We start from the raw sequence: 21,575 nt of genomic DNA on the forward strand, positions 1-21,575 counted from the left end.
TTATAGTTTTGATGAAAGTGAAATCTTTTTGTTTTTATCAATTATAGGCGTTATAGATTCTAAATATCCTGAACTTAATGCCTTTTTATTTTCTACAAATGGTCGAATTTGAAACAACCATAGTTTATTGTCTTTAAAACCAAGTTCTACATCATAAGCGCCGTCGTAATCAGATTGGGTTTCTTTCGGAAGCGTTTTTCGGATGGTTTTTGCTAAAACGCGAATCTCGTTTATGTTTTGCTGATTTAAAATTGGAGTTTCAAAAGTTGCTTGTTTTTTAAGGAAACCACCGGTTTCTGGTAAACTGTTATAGGTTTGTTCTCGTGCAGGGGCTAAAAATTGTGTGCCACCGTTAATTTTTACCAAATATGTTTCTGCCAATTGCCCATCAACAGCACCACCAGCGCCGCGGCTCATGGCCACGGTTAAATCCTCTTCATTACCATTACTAATGCCTTTGGTAATTAAAACGCCTGAATAATCAACATCCACACTAGGAATAACTAAAATAGAAGGAAAAATATTTTCAGGATTCAAGAGGTATTTTTGACGCCATTTAAAGCTACGTTCTGTGTATGGCGAAGCCCAAACAGCCTTAATACCATCTAATATTTTGTCTCTGTCTGAAACATTAAATAGGGTCAAGTTTAGTCCAGCTCCAGTGAAATCTTTAAGATCTTCCATGTTAGTGTCACTTCTAAGGAACACTGGAATTTTGCCCAAATCTTCACCTAAAATACGCTTAAAATCTGTTTCTAATTGCGCAACAAATTCTGGTTTCAGTGTTATCTCTTTTATGGCTTTTCTTAAAGTTTCTAATTCTTGTAATTGATAGTTTTCAATTTCGGTTTCGTCAACACCTTCATTTCTCAATCTTTCCGCTTTTGCAAACATGATGTTTAAAAATGTCCAATACGACGCATCTTTATTAGGCATGATTTGATTCATGTGTTCTTTAAATATCCCGAAAGGAATCACTAAACCTTCAACAACCTTATCTGGGAACATTTTTTTGAGTTGACCTAAATTTGCAGCTTTAGGTCCGCAAAGTTTGCCAGAATCACTAGCATCAACATCTCGTAAGTTTAAAATATTAGTTTCTGTAAGTCGAATGTTCTCTATTGGTACTTCAATTTTTTCTTCATTGCGTTCTTTTTTTACAAATAATGCGCGTTCGGTTTCATTCATTTTAGCCTCTGGTTTCAAAATAATATTACCTTTATTTGAAACGGCATAAAATACTTTTTGTCCACTATATTTCTTCAGACTCTTTAAATTATCATCAGATAATGCAGCGTTTGGGATGCCTAAATTTCTAGCTAATAATTGCACATGCGACACCATATTACCTTCTGAAACGGTTGCAATGCCTGCTATTGGTTTTAAATCGGCTGGAGGACGTTGAAAAATATATATTTTATCAGAATGTACTTCAATGTCATCTGGAGAACCATCAACAACTACAAGCTCCCCAAAAGCGTACCCCGGATTCAATCCTCTAAATGAACTTTGGTTAGGAATATCCATAACTTTATTGGTTAACGAAGATTCTTTAGCAATAAAATCACCTAATTCACCAACGTTTTCGCCAAGGTATAAAGCAATGGATCCTCTAATTTTATCATCGATAAAACCGTAAGCTTTAGGTTCGAAACCAGTATATACATCAACTGTGTGTTGGTAATTCGCTTTTACCATAGATGAACTCCATTCCACCAAGCTGCGTGCGTTTTCTAAAACTGAAGTCAATGTTTCTAAGGTTAAACTTTCCTCTTTTTCGCCGGGTGTTTTTAAATTAATTTGATCCCATTCTGATAATTCAATATAGCCAGAACCAGCGGTAGCCATACCTAAATAACAAATTTTAGTAAGCATTTGCTGCAGGTTTTCAGGCTCCCATTCTGGTGATGTTTTAAAAACTATTTCTTCAAGTTTTAGGGATAAATCTAAAAGCTGTAATCTGGCCATTGGACGCTTTTCATCTAAAATAGATTCTCTAATTGCCATTAGAAGTTCAGCTGTATCAGGAATTAATAATGACGCTTTGGTTTCAGATGAATGGGATGCGATAAAATTTGATATTTTTTCACCAATTGGTGTGTTTTTAAATAATGAGGATTTGTTAACTAGAGATTTTATATCAATAGGCTTGTAAAACTTTTGCATGGTACTAACTAGTTCATCAATCTTGTTTTTATGATTAACAGAGAGTTGGTTAGCGTATTTATTTTTAAAAGCAATGACTTTTACAATATCTGATGCTTCAGGTTGACCATGAATTTTAACACGTAAATCCATAAACTGTATAAACTCATCTGAAATGACTTTTGACTGACTTCGCATAAGTTGAGACAAATTATCATCACCGTTGTGTGGAATATCTTTTAATGACTGACGAATTAAAAAATAATGCTTTTCTAGGTTTTCGTCTTTGGTTAACAACCATTTATAGAAATCAATTCCCCAAGCTTCTTCATCTTCAGATTGAATGGCTCCTCTATAAAATTGCCCTTTTTCATTAATCCATCCATTATCTATAGCTCGCAAATACTTATCGATTTGATATTGCTTTAATCTCGATTGGTTATTTTCGGCATCCCAAAATTCAACCTTATCGGAATAGGCTAAAATTTGACCTAAATAAATATGATTTGACTTTCCAAGAGAAACTACGGCATCTTTATAACGCGCATGCTGCACTCCTGGACCAATGTTATCTGGACATGGGTCTTTGGGTTGCCTTATGCTACCATCAGTACAAAACCAACGTATATCCTTATAAGGACCTCTTACGTCGTTTTTATATTGAATTACTTGTTGAGCAATAGCTTCATTACTAACTTTTTGAGAAAAGCTTTTGGCAATAAAACTTATTAAAATCACACTTAATAAAACTGTCTTTTTCATTTAATATAATATACGATTTTATATCAAATGTATAACCAAAAAAATTAAAAATAATAAGTTTTTAAATAATTTATTTACAAGGGTTTAAAAGCATAAAATTAAACATATTCATTACCCACCAATGGTAATCATACTGCGGTTATTATTGTGCAATTTAGGTTGTTGAAGTTTTTCTAAAGTATCCATGCCACCACGAATTTTAAACTTCGCCTGTACTGCCTTTTGAATTACAGGTTCAATAGTATTTCCTGTGCGAAGGGTTGTTAATAAATCTGATTCTGTAGAAGAAAACAAACAGTTTTTTAGCTGGCCATTGGCGGTTAAACGGAGTCTATTACAAGAATCGCAAAACGGATTGGTAACCGAACTGATAATGGCAAAACTGCCTTTGTAGCCCTCTATTTTATAATTTTTTGAGGTATCGTTAGGCGCATCCTGTAACCTAACAATTTGGTCCTTAGTGAACGATGTATTTACATAATTCATTATTTCAGCATATGATACCATCTTACTCATATCCCATTTATTACCATCAAAAGGCATAAACTCAATAAAACGAACTGAAATAGGTAAATCTTTAGTAAAATGTATAAAATCGATGATTTCATTTTCGTTAAATCCTTTCATTAAAACCGCATTTACTTTTACAGTAAAGCCTTCTTTTTCCAATAATAAAATGTTGTTATAAACTTTCTCGAATTCGTGTCTTCTGGTGATATGTTTAAATTTAGCGGCATCCAAAGAATCGAGACTAACATTAATTTTTTTAACCCCATTAGCTTTTAATATATCAATGAACTTATCGATAATTACAGCATTAGAAGTAATAGATAACTCTACAGGAAGAGTTGCTAGTTTTTCTAAAATAACAGGAATATCTTTTCGAATCAATGGTTCGCCACCAGTAAGTCGTATTTTGGTAACACCATGGTTTACAAAAGTTTTGGCTATTTCATAGATTTCCTCGTAAGTCATTAAATGACTTTTTGGAGAAAGTTGAACACCTTCTTCAGGCATACAATAGGTGCATCGTAAATTACAACGTTCAATTAAAGAAATACGTAAATAGCCATGGTCTCTACCATGTGAATCTTGTAATATGTTTTTTTCGTTTGTCATTAGTCGTGTCTGGCACCTTTTAAAATTCCAAAAATGTGTAATACGGAAGGGAATATAGCATCCATTGATTCTTTTGCGCCATTGGTTGATCCTGGCAAAGCTAAAACCAATGAGTTATTAATAGTTCCAGCTACACTTCTTGACAACATAGCATAAGGCATCCGGTCTTGTCCGTAACTTCTAATCGCTTCTTCAATTCCTGGGATTCGTCTATCTAGAATTGGTATTAAGGCTTCTGGTGTTACATCGCGACCCGAAAGTCCTGTACCACCGGTATAAATTATTAAATCAATACCTTGGTTTTGATAAGAATAAGCTTTTTCTTGAATAACCTCTTTTTCATCAGGAATAATCACATATTCAGAAACTACAACCTCACAAGATTTTAATTTTTCTATAATGGCTTTTCCGGCTTTATCTTCTTTAAGTCCTGCTGAAATAGAATCGCTACAAACCACAACTGCTGCCGTTAAATCTTTTCTGAATTTATCTCTAAAATCAGATTTCCCGCCTTTTTTTGATAGCAATTTTATAGCATGAATCTCAATGCCTTTATCAATAGGTTTAAGCATATCATACATATTAAGAGCTACTACGCTAGCACCATGCATCGCTTCAACTTCAACTCCTGTTTTATAAATGGTTTTTACTGTAAATAAAACGGTAATTTCTAGTCCATTAATTTCATATTCCACACCAGTAAATTCAATAGGTAAGGGGTGACAATCTGGTAGAATATCAGGAGTTCGTTTTACACCCAATAATCCTGCTGCTTTACTCATAGCAAATACATTGCCTTTAGGTACGGTGTCGTTTTGAATCGCCGTTATCGTTTCAGGTTTGCTAACTTTTACAACTGCTTGTGCAACTGCGGTTCGAAGTGTTGTTACTTTGTGAGTTATATCGACCATTATTGTTATTTGTTTAGGTGTTTGTTGTTTAGATGTTATCGACTTAAAGTCAATCAGCTAAACAAGATACATTTTAACTATTCACTTTCCATTGATGGCTTTCATCTTCAAAAATTTCCTTTCCAAACACAGGAACATCTGCTTTAATCGCTTCAACAATATATTCTAATGCTTCAAAAACGACTTTTCGTCTTGGTGAAGACACAAAAACGAATAAACAAATTTCGCCTGCTTTTACAGTACCTAAACTGTGATAAATGTGCATGCATGTTAAATCGAATTTTTCAAAAGCGGATTCTCTAATCTCATGAAATTTTTGATTTGCCATATCCTCATACGCAGTATATTCAATAGCAGAAACGATTTTACCATCAATATCATCTGCTCTTACTTGGCCTAAAAAAATATTATGAGCACCAATACTTGTTTTGGTTTGATGTTTGTAAATCGAATTCCCTATAAATTCTGATGTAATAGCGCCTTCTTTGAAAACACTTTTCATTGGTTTTTTATCTTTCATTTTGACATCATTTTAAATGTTCTTTTATTTTATTATTTATTTTTGAAGCGCCTTCCACAATACTAAAACAGTTTTGAACTTTGTGTTCTTGTAACATTTGTGCAGCTTGTTTACTCCGTATTCCTGATTGACAAAAAAGGGCTTTCGTTTTTTCTGAATCTAATTGATGTAGATTATTCTCTAATTGACTTAATGGTATATTGATAACTTCCAAGCCTTTAATTTTTGGTTGTTCAATCGCATCTCTAACATCAATAAATTGAACGTTTTCTGAAGTCAATAGGTCTTCAATGAAGGCGGTTTTTATTTCGCTTTCACAATTAAAAGCGATGTTGGTTTTATCGAAGTTGTCTTTGATTTTTAAAACGGACTGTATTATTTCTTCAGATTTATTAATTTTTAATATGGAATTTTGAAGTGTTAATGCGTTGTAATACCATACTTTTCCTGAAAGCACATCACCAATACCTAAAATTATTTTTAGAACTTCGTTGGCTTGCATGCTCCCAATAATTCCCGGGAGAACACCCAAAACGCCAATGTCTGAACAATTTGGAACGCTACCCTGTTTCGGTGGATTTGGAAATAGACAACGGTAACTTGGTCCGTTATTATAATTGAATACCGAAACCTGTCCTTCAAACTTATAAATGGCTCCAAATACCAAAGGTTTATTAGTTATTAGACAAGCGTCATTCACTAAATAGCGTGTTTCAAAATTATCGGAACCATCAACGATGATATCATAGTTTTCAAATAAATTAATAGCATTTTGATGCGTTAATCGTTCCGCGTAAGCGTTAATTTGTATACTTTCATTTAAATCTTCCAATCGTTCCTTGGCTGCTATAGCTTTGTTTTTTCCTAATGAAGATTTGCCAAAGAGCACTTGACGTTGCAAATTAGATAATTCAACCACATCAAAATCAATAACACCAATAGTTCCAACACCTGCAGCCGTTAGATATTGCAAAATAGGACAACCTAAACCACCGGCTCCAACCACTAATACTTTAGCGTTTGACAGTTTATCTTGACCAATCTGGCCAATTTCTGAAAGCACAATATGTCCGTTATATCTACTCATGTTATCCGCCTGCAAATGGTGGTAATAAGGCTATTTCTTGCCCTGTTATTTTAGTGTTTTCATTAACCAATTCCTGATTTTGCGCCACTTGAAAATCTTTGGTTTTTAGCGTATTATATTTTCTATAAAGCGTTTCTAAAAGTTCGTAAACGTAAGTGCCTCCAAATTCTAGAGTTTCTTCTTCTAATTGCGTTATGTCTGTTAATTGTCCGAAGTATTTAATCGTTATATTCATTTTCAACAGTTTTATATTCAGTTTGTGTGTTGACATTCATCGTATGTTTTATTTGATGCTTGTCTAAAACAATATTTTTGACCTTACACTTATTTACAGCAATTCGTAAACGTCGTTCGTCTTGTTGTAATAAGTTGTAAAACGTTTTTGCAACTTGTTTTTTATAAAGGGCAATTAAGGGCATTGATTTTCCATCACTTTCCAATTGAATGATATCGTGAGTATCATCTGCAGAATCAATTAATTTTTGAAGAATTTCTGAAGTAATCAAAGGAATATCACAGCTTAAAATCAAATTATATTTAGTTGAAGAGGCTTCTAAGCCTGAATAGATGCCTGCTACTGGTCCAGCATTTTTAAAAACATCTTCGATTCTATCAATCCCAAAAGCATCATATTCAGGATTGTTTGAAACAATTAATATTTTAGACACTAAAGGTTGCAAAGCATCGATACTATATTGAACAAAAGGTTTTTTGTTCAATTCTAAAAAGCCTTTATCGGTTCCCATGCGTTCGCTTTTACCGCCTGCTAAAATAATACCTGTTATGTTCTTTTTGTCAAGCATTTTAAGTGAATATTAATTTAAAACAAGCAATTACTAAAACGAAAGCTAGAATATATCTTAAACTTTGATTGTTTATTTTTTTGCTGCCATAGTATCCGCCTAAAACACCACCAACCAAGGCAATAGCAACTAGTAAAAAGGATTCTTTTTCGAGGGTAACACCAACACTAAATTGTCCGATTAATGCTGAGGCTGAATTCACCCAGATAAATAATGCTGAAACTGCAGCCGCTTCTTTCATGTTTCCCCAATGAAATAATAAAATAAGAGGAGTTAAGATAATACCTCCTCCAATACCAATTAGCCCTGAAAAAAAGCCTATAATTCCACCAATGACCAGCCCTTGCATAATTTTTACTTGCTTGATTGAGTCGCTTTCTTTTCCAAAAACATTCAACATTTTTAAAATAGCAAATACCAATAAAAAAGCTAGTATTTTTTTATAGAGAGAAGCATCTATATCAAATCGCCCACCCAATAAAGAAAAAGGGATAGAGGTTATGGCAAATGATAAAAACAGCTTTTTGTTAAAAAAACCTCCTTTGTAATAATAAAAAAATGAGATTCCTGCCACAAACAAGTTAAGTAATAGGGCAGTGGGTTTCATGTTTTCTGGAGCAAACGAAAACAATGCCATAAGTGCTAAATATCCACTTGCACCACCGTGACCCACACTTGAATATAGAAACGAGACCACCGGAAGGATGAGTAAAAAAATAAATATGTTTTCCGTTTGAAGCATTTTATAAGTTTTCAATTTTTTCTAATTGCTTATCTAAAAACTCCCAGCAGTTTTTATTAATTTCATCAAAAGCTAGTATTAACGATTTACCATAATCTGTCAGTTCTGCGCCACCACCACCTTTGCCACCAATACTATTTATGGTTACTGGTTTTTTTGCTGATTTATTCACCGAGTCTAGCAAATTCCAAGCTTTTTTATATGATATGTTTAATGCTTTAGCTGCTTTTGATAATGATCCTGTTTTATCTATCGCTTTTAATAATTGTACTCTGCCTTCACCTAAAAGCACATGCTTATCAGACTCAATCCAGATTCTACTTTTTATTTTATAACTCATATCTAAACAGGTAACAGAATGGTTTCAACCGTATCGTTTATTTTTATCTCATTTACATCTTCGGGAGCATAAACTAAAGCATTTGAAATGGCAAAGGTTTGTTGCATCGACGAATTTTGCCCTTCAAGAATTTCAACTTCCGCGTTATTATATATAGCCTTTAAAATTTGTGGTCTATCTCCTTTTTTAGTAAAATTAGAAACAGATTTAGCCTTTACTCGAGGTAATTCATTTACCTTCTTATTCATCATGTTTTGCAGTGCGATGTATACATAAACATAAAAACAAGTTAATGCAGCTGCAGGATTTCCAGGTAAAGCGAAAATGGAAGTGTGATGTTTTTTTCCAAAAAATAAAGGCTTTCCCGGTTTCTGTTTTACTTTATAAAACAGTTCTTCTACTTGTAATTCCTTCAGAGCTTTACCAACAAAATCGTAATCGCCAACCGAAATACCACCTGTAATAATGACTAAATCGTTCGCATTAATAACCTCTTTTAATTTGGAAAGGGTTTGATGATAATCGTCTTCAACCTTGTGAATGGTAACATCATAAAATTTCAAAATATAAAGCGCACTTAAAAGCATTTTGGAATTACTTTCGTATATTTTTCCATAGGTTAATTCTAGTCCGCCTTCAATCAATTCATTCCCGGTGGTAACTAATGCAATATTTGGTTTTTTGTAAACTGAAACTTCAGTAATTCCGAGTGAAGACAAATACCCAATTGCAGCTGGCGTTAATTTTGTACCTTGTTTAAGTGCTAAGTCGCCTTGTTTTACTTGCTCTCCTAAAGGACGAATATTGAGTTCCTGATTTATTTTATGTGTTATGCTTATTGTATTTCCATCTACTTTCACCTTCTCTTGCATCATAACAGCATTCGCAGCATCTGGAACAGGAGCACCGGTAAAGATTCTGACGGCTTCTCCTTTTTTTAATTGAAGTCTAGATGCATCACCGGCTTGAATTTCACCAATTAAAGTATATGTTAAATCTTCATGCAAATGTAGCGCATATCCGTCCATTGCAGATTGTCTGAATGGGGGCATATTAATAGGTGAATATATGTCTTCAAACAAATGGTAACCTCCGGCTTTTTCAACAGACTTTTTAGTTTGTTTCAATAGTGGTTCACTGTTGTTTTTAACAATAGAAATAGCTTCTGAAATAGAAATCATATTATTTTTTCGTTATATCCTAGCAAATATAACGAATTGATTTTTTATTTTAACATGACATTCGTCAGTTTATTTTTTGCTAAATTGATTGAGATTTACGGTTTTATAAAATAATGAAAATTTTATGCCAATAAAAAGCTATTTAGCACATCCGCATGAAGGCAGAAAACAACATCTTATTGATGCGTTATCTGCAATAAAAGAGTGCGAGGTTTTACCTGCCACAAATGAAGATGTTTTGGTAGTAATTACAGAAACTTTAGATGACGTTTCTGAAGAAATCCTTAAAGAGAAAATAGAAAAAATTGATAGCTTAAAACTATTAGCAATGGTTTCAGGTTTTAATAGTCCACAAAATTAGTATGCACATGACCAATTCATTATCAACCAGAAGAAGTTTTTTAAAAAGAATGGCGAAGTTATCAGCAATAACAGCTGCGGCAACCATGTTTCCAGGGATATTATTCGCAAGTGAACAGGAAGAAGGGATACCCAATAGTGCAAACTTAGATTGGAAAAAAGGACCATGTAGATTTTGTGGTGTGGGTTGTGGAATCTTGGTAGGAACAGAAAATGGTAAAGCTGTTGCTGTAAAAGGAGACCCAAATAGCTCTGTAAATAAAGGGCTTCTTTGTGTAAAAGGCTACCATCAAACTATGTGTATTCAATCCAAAGATAGATTAACACATGCCTTGGTGAAGAAAAACGGCAAATATGTTAAAACACCGATAAGTGAAGCTCTAGATATAGTCGCCAATAAAATGAAAGATACTATTTCGGCACATGGAAAAGATTCTGTGGCGATGTACACCTCTGGACAATCAACAATTCCTGAGGGTTATGTAGCTTCAAAATTAATGAAGGGCGCTATTGGTACAAACAATTTAGATTGTAATGCGCGTTTATGTATGGCAAGTGCGGTAACAGGTTTTTTAACCACGTTTGGTGCTGATGAACCGATGGGCTGTTATGAAGATATAGACCATGCTGATTATTTCATCACATGGGGGAATAATATGGCGGAAATGCATCCTGTTTTATTTTCTAGAATGTTAGAGCAAAAAACTAGACGAGGTGCTAAAATTATTGATTTTGCCACACGCACAACACGTTCTAGTACAGCATCAGATCGATCTATATTATTCGAACCCCAAACCGACTTAGCTGTTGCTAATGCTATTTGTTATGAGATTATTAATAATGGTTGGGTAAATAAATCTTTTGTTGAAAAGCATTGTAGTTTCAGTAAAGGTCTAACCAATATTGGATATGGTGTTGAAGACAAATTTAAGTTTACAGACAAGCCAGAAAAAATAGATTTTGCTTCTTATAAAGAATTCTTAAAAGATTACACACCTGAAAAAGTTGAAAAATACTCCAAAGTATCGGCGAAAGATATAAAGTATTTGGCTTCTATATACGGTGATCCTAATAAAAAAGTAGTTTCCTATTGGTGTATGGGAATGAACCAACATACTAGAGGGACATGGATGAATAACTTGATGTATAACATTCATTTACTAACAGGAAAAATTTCACAACCAGGGAACGGACCATTTTCTTTAACGGGTCAACCTTCGGCTTGTGGTACAGCGCGTGAGGTTGGTACATTTACTCATAAGTTACCACACGGAGTTGTTATGAATGAGAAAGATAGAAGAATGGCTGCCAAAATATGGAAAGTGCCTTACGAGCGTATTCCTGCTAAACCTACATATCATGCTACAGAAATGTTTAGGGCTGTTGATCGCGGCGATATTAAATTTATTTGGACCCAAGCAACTAATCCATTAGTATCACTTCCTAAAACGAGCCGATATCGTCCAGCAATGGAGAAAAAATCATGTTTTGTGGTGGTTTCAGATGTGTTTCCAACGCCAACTTCAGATGTTGCCGATGTGATTTTACCAGCATCATGGCATATTGAAAAGAGCGGGCTATATGGAAATTCTGAACGTAGAACACAACATTGGGATAAAATGATAGAAGGTCCCGGTGATACCACACCAGATGCGTGGATGTTTATTGAGGTTGCCAAACGTATGGGTTATGGTGATTTATTTCCTTATTCAAAAGAAAATCACGTAGAAGAAATATACAATGAGTATAGACAATTTCATGAAGGTGCAAAACACGGTATGGCTCCTTTAGAAGTTTTAAAGAAAGAATCAGGAGCTATTTGGCCATATGTAAATGGAAAATCTACACAATGGCGTTTCAATGCAAAGTATGACCCAGCTTGTACTAACGGTGAAGATTTTGATTTTTATGGAAAACCAGATGGAAGAGCAGTGATATGGCAACGTCCATACGAACCAGCTCCAGAAGTGCCAGATAGCGATTACCCTTTTTGGTTGAATACGGGTAGAGTCATAGAGCATTGGCATACAGGGTCTATGACACGAAGAATTCCTGTATTGCATAAAGCGATGCCACATGCCTATGCAGAATTTCATCCAGAGGATGCTAAAGCATTAGGGATAAGAAATGGCGAAAATATTAAAGTAACATCCAGACGTGGTTCATGTGTATTACCAGCATCTATAAATGAAAGAGGATTGCCAACTAAAGGTCAGGTTTTTGTTCCTTTCTTTGATGAAAACATGATGATTAACGATGTGACATTAGATGCTTTTTGTCCCATATCAAAAGAACCAGATTATAAAAAATGCGCTGTTAAAGTAGAAAAAGCATAATTTATGAAAAAGAGACTCGGAATCATATCACTTTTTGTATTGTTATTTATAGCTTTTATTGTGGTCTGGAATTTTAGTTATCAAACAGGTTTAGAAGAAGCTTATATCCCTATAGAAAAAACGCAAGCTAATTCATATATCCCTTCTGAGAGTGGTGTTTTTCAACGATCAGAATTTGCATTAGAATATGCAAATATGCCCATAGATAAAAACCATGAAAGAACATTAGACTCATATTATAATAATAGAGCCTATCATGGCGCGCCACCAAGCATTCCTCATACTATTAAAGATGAAAAAAGTTTTGGCGGTAATACCTGTTTACAATGTCATCAAAATGGTGGTTTTGTTTCAAAATTTAATGCATATGCGCCTGTAACCCCACATCCCGAAATGGTTAATTGCCGGCAATGTCATGTCGCTCAAAACAGTAGAACCCTGTTTAAGTCTGCTAATTTAATTAAAGTACAAGCTCCTAAAGTGGGTGTAAACAATGCTTTAATTGGAACACCACCAATGATTCCTCATCAAATACAAATGAGAGAAAATTGTTTGTCATGTCATGCAGGACCTGCAGCTCCTAAAGAAATTAGGGTATCGCATCCAGAACGTATTAACTGCAGACAATGTCATGTGCCTACAGACCGATTAGTTTCAGAAATCAAGCCTTTTACAAGAACGAATAGTAATAATGATGAATAGAAAGAACTATATATACATTCTATGTTGTACATGTCTCTTTGTGCTTTTTTCATGTAGACATGGTGAAGGTGAATATCACGGTGTCACGGATAGAATTGAAGCTGAAAGTAAAAATTACCACGGTACTTCTATATCTTCTGAAAAATATTTAGAAGGAATTAAAACTATTGAAATTACTGAGGGTGAACATACTTTTTTAATTCCAGAACGTAAAAATCAAATTACTTCATATGCTTGTACCGAGTGTCATTCAAAACCACTAACTCAAATGCAAGGTAAAGATGCAAAAAATGCGCATTGGGATATTAAATTAGTCCATGCCAATAAAAATACAATGAATTGTATTACGTGCCATAACCCAGATAACATGGATAATTTAACAAGTTTAACGGGTAATAACATCGATTTCAATAATAGTTATAATTTGTGTAATCAATGCCATACCAAACAATTTAAAGATTGGAAAGGTGGTGCACATGGTAAACGTCTTGCAGGTTGGGCGCCTCCTAGGGCATCAATGACCTGTGTGAATTGTCATAATCCTCATAAGCCTCATTTTGAGTCGAAATGGCCAGAACGATTTAATACAGAAACTGTAAAAGAAAGAGAATAATTAAAACCTGTAACAGGTTCAACTAATATGTAAGGTATGAGTAGCGATAACAAAAAATGGTTTTCTTTAAATTTAAATAGGAAGAAAAAAGAGTCTTCTGGTACTTGTGGTTGCGGAAAGACTTCTGGAGGTTGCGGGTCTTATTCTGAACATCCTCAAATGACAGATGAAGAGTTTGCAGAAGCTGCTATAAATGCTTCTATTGGTGAAGAACGCACCAAAGATGGATTTGATCAAGTGTTTGATGTGAAAATGGACAGACGTTCGGCGTTTAAAAAACTAACCGCTAGTTTGTTAATTGGAGCCGGGGCTGTAAGTACGTCTTGCAGTGTGATTAGCGGTGATGAAAGTAAAGAAAAAGCACAAATAGATTGGGAAGAGCAATTTAAGGGTAATTATAAATTGATGGATGATGATGAGAAAAAGGGGACAGTAGAAAGATTGATGCGTTCATACGAGCTTAGAACTGGAAAAAATATTAGTATGTCCTCTAAAAATGCTGAAGATGATGTGTTGTTTGGTTATGCTTTCAATATTTCAAAATGTCAAGGATATATGGATTGTGTGAATGCTTGTGTTGAAGAAAACAATCAAGATCGGAATTCGCAAATGCAATACATCAGAATTCATGAAATGAAAGATGGTAAAGGTTTTAATTTTAATGAGGCTGATGATAATTATTACCATGAAGTGCCCGCCGAAGGACATTTTTATATGGGAACGCAGTGTTTTCACTGCGATAACCCACCATGTGTTGAAGTGTGTCCAGTACAAGCCACATGGCGAGAAGATGATGGATTGGTTGTAGTTGATTATGATTGGTGTGTAGGGTGTCGCTATTGTATGGCAGCGTGTCCGTATGATGGTAGACGTTTTAATTGGAGCAAACCAGAAGTACCAGAAACAGAAATCAATAAAAATCAGCATTACTTAGGAAACCGCATGCGTAAAAAAGGTGTTGTGGAAAAGTGCACATTTTGTGTACAACGTTCAAGAGCAGGTAAAAATCCGGCTTGTGTTGAAGCTTGTCCTACTGGAGCTAGAATTTTCGGTAATTTATTAGATCCAAATAGCACCATAAGATGGGTTTTAGAAAACAAAAAGGTATTTCGATTAAAAGAAGATTTAGGTACGGAACCTAAGTTCTGGTATTTTATGGATTAATAATAGTGATTAAATGAGACGATTAAAAGTATTTAAGAGTTTAGTTATTGATAGTGTGGACGCAATAACACAAGGATCTAAAAAATACCACATTTGGATGGCATTTTTAACCTTTATGATGTTAATGGGAATGTATTGTTATTCTATTCAATTAGATCAAGGGTTAAGTGCAACAGGAATGACAGATAGAGTGAGTTGGGGTTTATATATTTCTAATTTTACATTTTTGGTAGGAGTGGCGGCTGCGGCTGTCATGTTAGTAATGCCAACATATGTATTGAAAGATATTGATTTTAAGCAGGCCGTTTTAATTGGTGAAGGACTTGCAGTGGCAGCACTTATTATGTGTTTAGCCTTTGTTATTGCAGATATGGGTGGCCCTTCAGTGTTGTGGCATATGATACCTGGAATTGGCGTATTTAATTTTCCAAATTCTATGCTAACATGGGATGTTTTGGTTCTTAATGGGTATCTGTTTTTAAATATCACCATTCCGTTTTATATACTTTTTAGGCATTATCAAGGTAAAGAATCGAAGGCAAGTGTTTATGTGCCCGGTGCTATCTTATCAGTATTTTGGGCGGTTGGAATTCATTTAGTAACAGCATTTTTATATCAAGGGCTACAAGCGCGTCCTTTTTGGAACAATGCGTTATTAGGACCTCGGTTTTTAGCTTCAGCATTCGCAGCAGGACCAGCCTTAATAATATTAGTTTTAGCTATTATTAGAACGTATACTGCTTTTAAAATTGATGATAAGACAATTAAAAAAATTGCGATGGTGGTAACGGTGGCTGCCCAAATAAATTTGATTATGCTCATTTCCGAACTTTTTAAAGAGTTTTATGCACCAACGCACCATAGTGAAAGTGCGTATTATTTATTCTTTGGACTTCACGGAAAAACGGCATTATTACCATGGATATGGACGGCAATTCCATTGAATGTTTTGGCGACTGTACTACTGACTTTCCATAAACTTCGGAATAATTTTAGGGTGTTGTTTTTCTCATGCTTTATTTTATTTGTAGCTATTTGGATTGAAAAAGGATTTGGATTGATTGTTCCAGGTTTTATTCCAGGACCTTATGGTAAAATAGCCGAATATACGCCTACAGGTATTGAAATAGGTGTAACGCTTGGAATTTGGGCAATGGGCGCATTTGTGTTTACCATACTCGCAAAAACAGCAATTGGTATTGAATTGGGGAAACTGAGATATAAAAAATAGTATTCAGTAATAATAGATTACGAATATTCGTTGGTTAAAATAGCAATTGATTAATTTCAGTTGCTTTTTTTTATCAAGCTCTCAAAAATAGACTCAACTACAAAAAAACTAAGTATTATTACGTATTTTTGTTTCGAACAAAAGATTTTATGACTTCAGTTTCATTACATAAAAAATCTATACGTAGTTCATCATTTGATGTTTCTTGCCATAATTGTCTTAACACAAATTGTTTAATCGGAAAAAACTTAAAAACGCTTTCTACATTTAATCTTACAGAAAATAAAAACACGCTTAGGTGTAAGAAGGGGCAACAGTTTATTATGGAAGGCGCTCCAGTTAATGGGTTGTTTTTCATTTTAAAAGGCACAGTAAAAGTCATTCGAACGGGCATTAATGGGCGTGAACAAATTGTAAGATTCGCTAAGGAAGGAGAAATTATTGGACATCGAGGTTTTGGCACAGAGGAGTATTATTCAATTGGAGCCATTGCTTTGGAAGATTCGATATTGTGCTACTTTTCGAAGGATAACTTGCAGGAGGCTTTAATGGACAACCCGAAGTTTACTTATGATATGATGCTGTTTTATGCTAATGAGCTCAACAGAAGTGAGAATAAGGTAAAATCTATTTCTCAAATGACCGTTAGAGAACGCGTTATTGATACCTTATTATATATTCACAGAAAGTTCGGTGACTTAAGAGGATTCTTAAATTTACCACTTAGTCGAAAAGATTATGCTGATTACGCTGGTACTACAGAGGAACAAGTCATTCGAATTTTTTCGGCATTAAAAAAAGAAAAACTGATTACTTCTCAAGGTCGAAAAATTGGTATTACAAACCTTGATCTTCTCAAAAAAGAAATTAACGAGCATAACTATTTCTTAGATAGTTAATTTCATAATAATTCAAATAAAATTCAAAAAAAATTAGAATTATATACGTAGGCTTACGTATTTATTTTTTAGTTAAATACAATTTTCATTTTACACTAATTCAATTAGTTACAGTTTAAACCTGTTTTTTGACAGGTTTTTTTATGTTTTAAAAAGAGGTTTTTATATGGTTAATGTCATACAACAGAATTAATACTACTTATATATTTGTCAAAAAATAAGTATTTATACTTAGTGTTAATTTAAAATTAGAAAATATGAAATCATTATTTACAAAAGCTTCATTATTATTTTCATTGGCCATGATGCTTTTTGCATGTGGAGGAAAAGAAAAAAAGAAATCTACTGAAGATGTTGCAATCGCAACTACAAAAACAAAAACCTTAGAAATAGAAAAACCACAATTAACTTTTGGATTTATAAAGTTAACAGATATGGCACCTTTAGCTATAGCCAAAGAAAAAGGATTTTTTGAAGATGAGGGATTATTTGTTTCAGTTGAAGCTCAATCAAACTGGAAAAATGTATTAGATCGTGTAATAGATGGACAATTGGATGGATCGCATATGTTAGCGGGTCAGCCAATTGCAGCAGGAGCTGGTTTTGGTAGACAAGCAGAATTAGTTACACCTTTTTCAATGGATTTGAACGGTAACGGTATTACAGTTTCTAATGATGTTTGGAGTAAAATGAAACCTAATGTTCCTAAAGGAGCAGATGGTAAGCCCATTCATCCAATAAAAGCTGAAGCGCTAAAACCAGTTATCACTGAGTATAAAAACTCTGGTAAGGCTTTTAAAATGGGTATGGTTTTCCCAGTTTCAACACACAACTACGAAATTAGATATTGGCTAGCAGCGGCAGGAATTCATCCTGGAATGTATACTGCAGATAATGTTCAAGGACAAATTGATGCTGAAGTTTTATTGTCTGTTACACCTCCACCACAAATGCCAGCAACACTAGAAGCAGGGACTATTTATGGCTATTGTGTAGGTGAGCCTTGGAATCAACAAGCTGTTTTTAAAGGTATTGGTGTACCTGTAACTACCAATTATGACATTTGGAAAAACAATCCGGAAAAAGTATTTGTAATGACAAAAAAGTTTGTTGAAGACTACCCAAATACTGCGGTTGCCGTAACAAAAGCGCTTATTAGAGCTGGAAAATGGTTAGATGAACCAGAAAATAGACCTGAGGCTGTTAAGATATTATCGATGTCTCAATACGTTGGTGCAGATGAAGCGGTTTTAGCAAACTCAATGACTGGAACTTTTGAATTTGAGAAAGGTGATAAACGCGAAATGCCAGACTTTAACGTATTCTATAAGTATAATGCGACTTATCCATTTTATTCTGATGGTATTTGGTTCTTAACTCAAATGAGAAGATGGGGACAAATTCCTGAAGCTAAACCAGCTGATTGGTATGCAAATACGATTAAAGATATATACAGACCAGATATCTGGACTAAAGCTGCAAAATTATTGGTAGAAGAAGGAAATATTCCAGCAGAAGATATTCCACAAACAGATGGATACAAGCCAGTAACAACAGATTTTATTGATGGTACATCGTATGATGCTAAAGATCCTATTGCTTACATCAATAGTTTTAAAATTGGTAATAAAGACAAAGCAATTCAATAATTCGCTTAACAAAAATTAAAGTCATGAAGCAAAGCATAACATTAGGAAAAATAACCAAATTTATGGGATTAGGTTTTTTAAGTTCTTTAAAAGACTTATTCACTGGGAAGCTAGAAAAAGAAGATTATGTAAACTTCTTACGTAAAGTAGTCGTACCACTTGCTTCCGTACTTTTATTTATTGGACTCTGGCATATGGGATCTCAATCTTTATATAACATAGAGGCAGAGTTTAAAATTGAAAAAGCATTAAACGATCAAGGTCCTGCAGCTGCCGAAGCCATGCGTGAATGCATTGCTTCGGGAGATGTAAGTTGTAAACCTAATACGTTGCCATCTCCAACGCAAGTTTGGGATTCTTATAAATCTTTATTAAGAGACCACAACATAATTAGTGCGGATAAAGCTGCATTTATAGAAAAAACAGCAGCTTTAAATGAAAAACGTATTGCTGAAGGTAAAGATGCAATTACTTATACGGGAAGACCATCGTTTGTTGATCAAATATTTAGAAGTTTAAAAACTGTATTTGCCGGATTTTTATTGGCATTAGTTATTGCTGTACCATTAGGCATTTTTATTGGATTAAGTCCAACGTTAAAAAGTTCGTTTAACTGGTTTATTCAAATTTTTAAACCCGTTTCACCTGTAGTTTGGTATCTGTTAGTTTTTATGATTGTAAAAACGTTATTGATAGATTCTAACGAAGATAGCTCGTTTACCATTTCGTTTATTAGTGTTGGTTTATGTTCTATGTGGGCCACATTAGTGAACACTGCAATGGGAGTATCATCTGTAGACAAAGATTATATAAACGTTGCCAAAGTATTGAAACTCGGGAATTTTCAGAAGATATTTAAAGTGGTATTACCATCGTCTTTACCATTAATTTTTACTGGTTTAAAAATTACATTATCTGTAGCGTGGATGGTTTTAATTGCTATTGAATTATTGGCACAAAGTCCTGGATTAGGACTCTTTGTTTGGGAGGAATTCCAAAATGGTGCAAATGACTCTAATGCTAAAATTATTGTTGCCATGTTTGTTATTGGAATCATTGGATTTTTATTAGACCGATTGATGTTAACCATACAAAACTGGGTGAGTTTTGATAAAACTGATGCAATTTAAATAGAGTTACAAATACGCGTTAGGGATTGAACGGTTTGTTTGAGCTCGCCGACGTAGGAGGAAGCGAGTAGTGAAAGCCCGACCCTTGTGGTAACCTGCCTACCGGCAGGCAGGCGCCCAAATAAAAATTAGAAAAATGGCATACTTAGAATTAAATAATATTTATAAAACTTACGGACAAGACGAGCATGCAACTGAAGTACTTTCGAATATTAATTTATCGATTGAAGAAGGTGAATTTGTAGCGATTGTTGGTTTTACCGGAAGCGGAAAAACAACTTTGGTAAATTTAATTAATGGTTTGTTAGAGCCTACAAGTGGCGAGGTTTTGTTTAAAGGCGAACCAGTACAGGGCACAAGCCATGAACGTGGTGTTATTTTTCAAAATTACTCGTTACTACCGTGGTTAACTGTTGGACAAAACGTATTTATGGCCGTTAAGGAAGCCTTTCCGAAGAAAAGTAAAAAGGAGTTAAACGCTATTGTTGCAGAATATGTTGAAATGGTGAGTTTAACACCTGCGATTAACAAGCGTCCTAAAGAACTTTCGGGAGGGATGCGCCAGCGTGTTGCCGTAGCAAGAGCGTTAGCGATGAAACCCGAAATGATAATAATGGACGAACCTCTTGGTGCTTTAGATGCCTTAACGAGAGGGAATTTACAAGATGAGATACTCAATATTTGGGGTAAAGAAAAACGAACTGCGCTATTGATTACAAATGATGTTGATGAAGGGATTTATATGGCAGATCGTATTATTCCATTAAGACCCGGACCAAATGCAACTTTAGGACCTGAGTTTAAGATTGATATTGAAAGGCCTCGTGATAAAACCGAAATGAATGATAATGCGAATTTTAAGCAAACTAGAAATGCCATTATTGAATATTTAATGGATATAGGAAATGAGCGAAAGTCGGAATCTTCTGAAGAGTTTATACTTCCAGATTTGAGTCCGAAAGATTTTGTTAATCAATTTAAATAATCGAAACAAATGGCAACTATTATAAAAGATAAAACAAATGTAACACTTACTGAAAATGGATTGTTTCCATCGTCTGAAGTGATGCTAGATTTAAAAAACTTAAAAAAAGTTTATCCAACACCAAAAGGGGATTACGTGGTTCTTGAGGATTTAAATCTTCAAATTAAAAAAGAAGAATTTGTAACTATAATTGGGCATTCAGGTTGCGGTAAAACTACAATGCTTTCGATGATTGCCGGATTAAATCCAATTTCTGGAGGAAATATATCGGTTTTAGGCAAACACATTAAAGGTCCTGGACCCGATAGAGGTGTTATTTTTCAAGCGCCTAGTTTAATGCCTTGGATGACAGCATTACAAAATGTGCTTTTAGGTGTTAACCAAGTATTTCCTGACGCTACCAAAAAACAACGAAACGATATTGCTAAATATTATTTACAGAAAGTAGGTTTAGAAGATTCTTTTAATAAACGCGCTTCGGATTTATCGCAAGGGATGCAACAACGTGTTGGTATTGCTAGAGCTTTTGCAATTAAACCCAAAGTTTTATTGTTAGATGAGCCCTTCGGGATGTTAGATTCTTTGACTCGCGGGGAACTTCAAGATATATTAATTGAAATCTGGAATAAAGAAAAAATTACAGCTGTAATGATTACACACGATGTTGACGAGGCTATTTTTTTAGCCGATCGCGTGGTGATGATGACAAGCGGACCAAAAGCCAAAATTGGTGATGTTTTAGATATTGATTTTGAAAGACCACGAACCCGTAAATCAGTTCTTGAGCACGATGATTATTACAAATACAGAAAACATTTAATTGACTTCTTAGAGCATTAATTTGGAGTATGTAGTTTAAGTACTATGAGATATATCATAATCAATAGAGTTTAACC

21 protein-coding genes are annotated in these 21,575 nt (G+C 34.3%); 11 read left to right on the plus strand and 10 right to left on the minus strand.

All coding sequences use genetic code 11. The features are described from left to right. The 10 genes from BUA46_RS09495 to BUA46_RS09540 all read right to left on the minus strand — a co-directional run bounded on the left by BUA46_RS09495 (position 1) and on the right by BUA46_RS09540 (position 9,610). Positions 1 to 2,907: a PEP/pyruvate-binding domain-containing protein gene (locus BUA46_RS09495; protein ID WP_019386493.1), complete on the minus strand. Its 2,907-nt coding sequence runs from the start codon at positions 2,905 to 2,907 to the stop codon at positions 1 to 3. 111 nt (positions 2,908 to 3,018) lie between these two features. After that, entirely contained in the window at positions 3,019 to 4,026 is a 1,008-nt protein-coding gene (gene moaA, locus BUA46_RS09500) for a GTP 3',8-cyclase MoaA (protein ID WP_019386492.1), read from the minus strand. After that, positions 4,026 to 4,937 carry a bifunctional molybdenum cofactor biosynthesis protein MoaC/MoaB gene (gene moaCB / locus BUA46_RS09505; protein ID WP_019386491.1) on the minus strand — a complete coding sequence of 304 codons (912 nt, stop codon included), beginning with the start codon at positions 4,935 to 4,937 and terminating at the stop codon, positions 4,026 to 4,028. Before moaCB ends, moaA begins: the two co-directional genes overlap by 1 nt. A gap of 73 nt (positions 4,938 to 5,010) precedes the next feature. Beyond that, positions 5,011 to 5,457, minus strand: a complete 447-nt coding sequence (locus BUA46_RS09510) for a molybdenum cofactor biosynthesis protein MoaE (protein ID WP_019386490.1) — start codon at positions 5,455 to 5,457, stop codon at positions 5,011 to 5,013. Between the two features lie 7 nt (positions 5,458 to 5,464). Beyond that, a complete protein-coding gene (moeB, locus tag BUA46_RS09515; RefSeq protein ID WP_019386489.1) occupies positions 5,465 to 6,544 on the minus strand; it encodes a HesA/MoeB/ThiF family protein in 1,080 nt (359 codons plus the stop codon). A 1-nt stretch (position 6,545) separates the two neighbouring features. Continuing rightward, positions 6,546 to 6,779 carry a MoaD/ThiS family protein gene (locus BUA46_RS09520; protein ID WP_019386488.1) on the minus strand — a complete coding sequence of 78 codons (234 nt, stop codon included), beginning with the start codon at positions 6,777 to 6,779 and terminating at the stop codon, positions 6,546 to 6,548. Continuing rightward, entirely contained in the window at positions 6,763 to 7,347 is a 585-nt protein-coding gene (mobA, locus tag BUA46_RS09525; protein ID WP_019386487.1) for a molybdenum cofactor guanylyltransferase, read from the minus strand. The genes BUA46_RS09520 and mobA overlap by 17 nt, the downstream gene beginning before the upstream one ends. 1 nt (position 7,348) lies before the next feature. Next, complete coding sequence (locus BUA46_RS09530) at positions 7,349 to 8,089, minus strand: sulfite exporter TauE/SafE family protein (protein WP_035106010.1); 741 nt, start codon at positions 8,087 to 8,089, stop codon at positions 7,349 to 7,351. Between the two features lies 1 nt (position 8,090). Further along, entirely contained in the window at positions 8,091 to 8,429 is a 339-nt protein-coding gene (locus BUA46_RS09535) for a winged helix-turn-helix domain-containing protein (protein ID WP_019386485.1), read from the minus strand. Between the two features lie 2 nt (positions 8,430 to 8,431). Then, complete coding sequence (locus BUA46_RS09540; protein WP_019386484.1) at positions 8,432 to 9,610, minus strand: molybdopterin molybdotransferase MoeA; 1,179 nt, start codon at positions 9,608 to 9,610, stop codon at positions 8,432 to 8,434. Between the two features lie 124 nt (positions 9,611 to 9,734). Here BUA46_RS09540 and BUA46_RS09545 point away from each other — a divergent pair, with 124 nt between their 5' ends. The 11 genes from BUA46_RS09545 (at position 9,735) to BUA46_RS09595 (ending at position 21,519) form a co-directional block, all read left to right on the plus strand. Further along, positions 9,735 to 9,971, plus strand: coding sequence for a hypothetical protein (locus tag BUA46_RS09545; protein WP_019386483.1), 237 nt, complete (start codon positions 9,735 to 9,737; stop codon positions 9,969 to 9,971). A 7-nt stretch (positions 9,972 to 9,978) separates the two neighbouring features. Beyond that, positions 9,979 to 12,306 (plus strand): molybdopterin-dependent oxidoreductase, encoded by a 2,328-nt coding sequence (locus tag BUA46_RS09550; RefSeq protein ID WP_019386482.1) that lies wholly within the window; start codon positions 9,979 to 9,981, stop codon positions 12,304 to 12,306. Positions 12,307 to 12,309: 3 nt separating this feature from the next. Then, positions 12,310 to 13,008, plus strand: a complete 699-nt coding sequence (locus BUA46_RS09555) for a nitrate reductase cytochrome c-type subunit (RefSeq protein ID WP_035105969.1) — start codon at positions 12,310 to 12,312, stop codon at positions 13,006 to 13,008. A gap of 40 nt (positions 13,009 to 13,048) precedes the next feature. Next, positions 13,049 to 13,621, plus strand: a complete 573-nt coding sequence (locus BUA46_RS09560) for a cytochrome c3 family protein (protein ID WP_237714652.1) — start codon at positions 13,049 to 13,051, stop codon at positions 13,619 to 13,621. A gap of 36 nt (positions 13,622 to 13,657) precedes the next feature. Next, positions 13,658 to 14,785 (plus strand): 4Fe-4S dicluster domain-containing protein, encoded by a 1,128-nt coding sequence (locus BUA46_RS09565; RefSeq protein ID WP_019386479.1) that lies wholly within the window; start codon positions 13,658 to 13,660, stop codon positions 14,783 to 14,785. A gap of 13 nt (positions 14,786 to 14,798) precedes the next feature. Beyond that, the gene (gene dsrP, locus BUA46_RS09570; RefSeq protein WP_019386478.1) at positions 14,799 to 16,016 is read left to right on the plus strand and encodes a sulfate reduction electron transfer complex DsrMKJOP subunit DsrP; all 1,218 of its coding nucleotides are present in this window, start codon (positions 14,799 to 14,801) and stop codon (positions 16,014 to 16,016) included. Positions 16,017 to 16,165: 149 nt separating this feature from the next. Then, positions 16,166 to 16,915 carry a Crp/Fnr family transcriptional regulator gene (locus tag BUA46_RS09575; protein ID WP_050981752.1) on the plus strand — a complete coding sequence of 250 codons (750 nt, stop codon included), beginning with the start codon at positions 16,166 to 16,168 and terminating at the stop codon, positions 16,913 to 16,915. Positions 16,916 to 17,172: 257 nt separating this feature from the next. Next, entirely contained in the window at positions 17,173 to 18,564 is a 1,392-nt protein-coding gene (locus BUA46_RS09580; protein ID WP_019386476.1) for a CmpA/NrtA family ABC transporter substrate-binding protein, read from the plus strand. 23 nt (positions 18,565 to 18,587) lie between these two features. After that, positions 18,588 to 19,694 (plus strand): ABC transporter permease, encoded by a 1,107-nt coding sequence (locus BUA46_RS09585; RefSeq protein WP_019386475.1) that lies wholly within the window; start codon positions 18,588 to 18,590, stop codon positions 19,692 to 19,694. Positions 19,695 to 19,830: 136 nt separating this feature from the next. Further along, complete coding sequence (locus BUA46_RS09590; protein ID WP_019386474.1) at positions 19,831 to 20,679, plus strand: ABC transporter ATP-binding protein; 849 nt, start codon at positions 19,831 to 19,833, stop codon at positions 20,677 to 20,679. Positions 20,680 to 20,688: 9 nt separating this feature from the next. Further along, positions 20,689 to 21,519, plus strand: coding sequence for an ABC transporter ATP-binding protein (locus tag BUA46_RS09595; RefSeq protein ID WP_019386473.1), 831 nt, complete (start codon positions 20,689 to 20,691; stop codon positions 21,517 to 21,519). Positions 21,520 to 21,575 lie beyond the last annotated feature (56 nt).

Origin of the sequence: Algibacter luteus (genome assembly GCF_900141715.1) — a bacterium.
In the GTDB taxonomy this organism is placed as follows: domain Bacteria; phylum Bacteroidota; class Bacteroidia; order Flavobacteriales; family Flavobacteriaceae; genus Arenitalea; species Arenitalea lutea.

Bases quoted from the DNA above. Each gene is read 5' to 3' on its own strand.
- BUA46_RS09550 (WP_019386482.1), top strand. From the start codon at position 9,979: ATGACCAATTCATTATCAACCAGAAGAAGTTTTTTAAAAAGAATGGCG.
- BUA46_RS09495 (WP_019386493.1), bottom strand. From the start codon at position 2,907: ATGAAAAAGACAGTTTTATTAAGTGTGATTTTAATAAGTTTTATTGCC.
- BUA46_RS09555 (WP_035105969.1), top strand. From the start codon at position 12,310: ATGAAAAAGAGACTCGGAATCATATCACTTTTTGTATTGTTATTTATA.
- BUA46_RS09520 (WP_019386488.1), bottom strand. From the start codon at position 6,779: ATGAATATAACGATTAAATACTTCGGACAATTAACAGACATAACGCAA.
- BUA46_RS09585 (WP_019386475.1), top strand. From the start codon at position 18,588: ATGAAGCAAAGCATAACATTAGGAAAAATAACCAAATTTATGGGATTA.
- BUA46_RS09575 (WP_050981752.1), top strand. From the start codon at position 16,166: ATGACTTCAGTTTCATTACATAAAAAATCTATACGTAGTTCATCATTT.
- moaCB (WP_019386491.1), bottom strand. From the start codon at position 4,937: ATGGTCGATATAACTCACAAAGTAACAACACTTCGAACCGCAGTTGCA.
- BUA46_RS09580 (WP_019386476.1), top strand. From the start codon at position 17,173: ATGAAATCATTATTTACAAAAGCTTCATTATTATTTTCATTGGCCATG.
- BUA46_RS09545 (WP_019386483.1), top strand. From the start codon at position 9,735: ATGCCAATAAAAAGCTATTTAGCACATCCGCATGAAGGCAGAAAACAA.
- moaA (WP_019386492.1), bottom strand. From the start codon at position 4,026: ATGACAAACGAAAAAAACATATTACAAGATTCACATGGTAGAGACCAT.
- BUA46_RS09595 (WP_019386473.1), top strand. From the start codon at position 20,689: ATGGCAACTATTATAAAAGATAAAACAAATGTAACACTTACTGAAAAT.
- mobA (WP_019386487.1), bottom strand. From the start codon at position 7,347: ATGCTTGACAAAAAGAACATAACAGGTATTATTTTAGCAGGCGGTAAA.
- BUA46_RS09535 (WP_019386485.1), bottom strand. From the start codon at position 8,429: ATGAGTTATAAAATAAAAAGTAGAATCTGGATTGAGTCTGATAAGCAT.
- BUA46_RS09510 (WP_019386490.1), bottom strand. From the start codon at position 5,457: ATGAAAGATAAAAAACCAATGAAAAGTGTTTTCAAAGAAGGCGCTATT.
- BUA46_RS09530 (WP_035106010.1), bottom strand. From the start codon at position 8,089: ATGCTTCAAACGGAAAACATATTTATTTTTTTACTCATCCTTCCGGTG.
- BUA46_RS09565 (WP_019386479.1), top strand. From the start codon at position 13,658: ATGAGTAGCGATAACAAAAAATGGTTTTCTTTAAATTTAAATAGGAAG.
- dsrP (WP_019386478.1), top strand. From the start codon at position 14,799: ATGAGACGATTAAAAGTATTTAAGAGTTTAGTTATTGATAGTGTGGAC.
- BUA46_RS09590 (WP_019386474.1), top strand. From the start codon at position 19,831: ATGGCATACTTAGAATTAAATAATATTTATAAAACTTACGGACAAGAC.
- BUA46_RS09540 (WP_019386484.1), bottom strand. From the start codon at position 9,610: ATGATTTCTATTTCAGAAGCTATTTCTATTGTTAAAAACAACAGTGAA.
- moeB (WP_019386489.1), bottom strand. From the start codon at position 6,544: ATGAGTAGATATAACGGACATATTGTGCTTTCAGAAATTGGCCAGATT.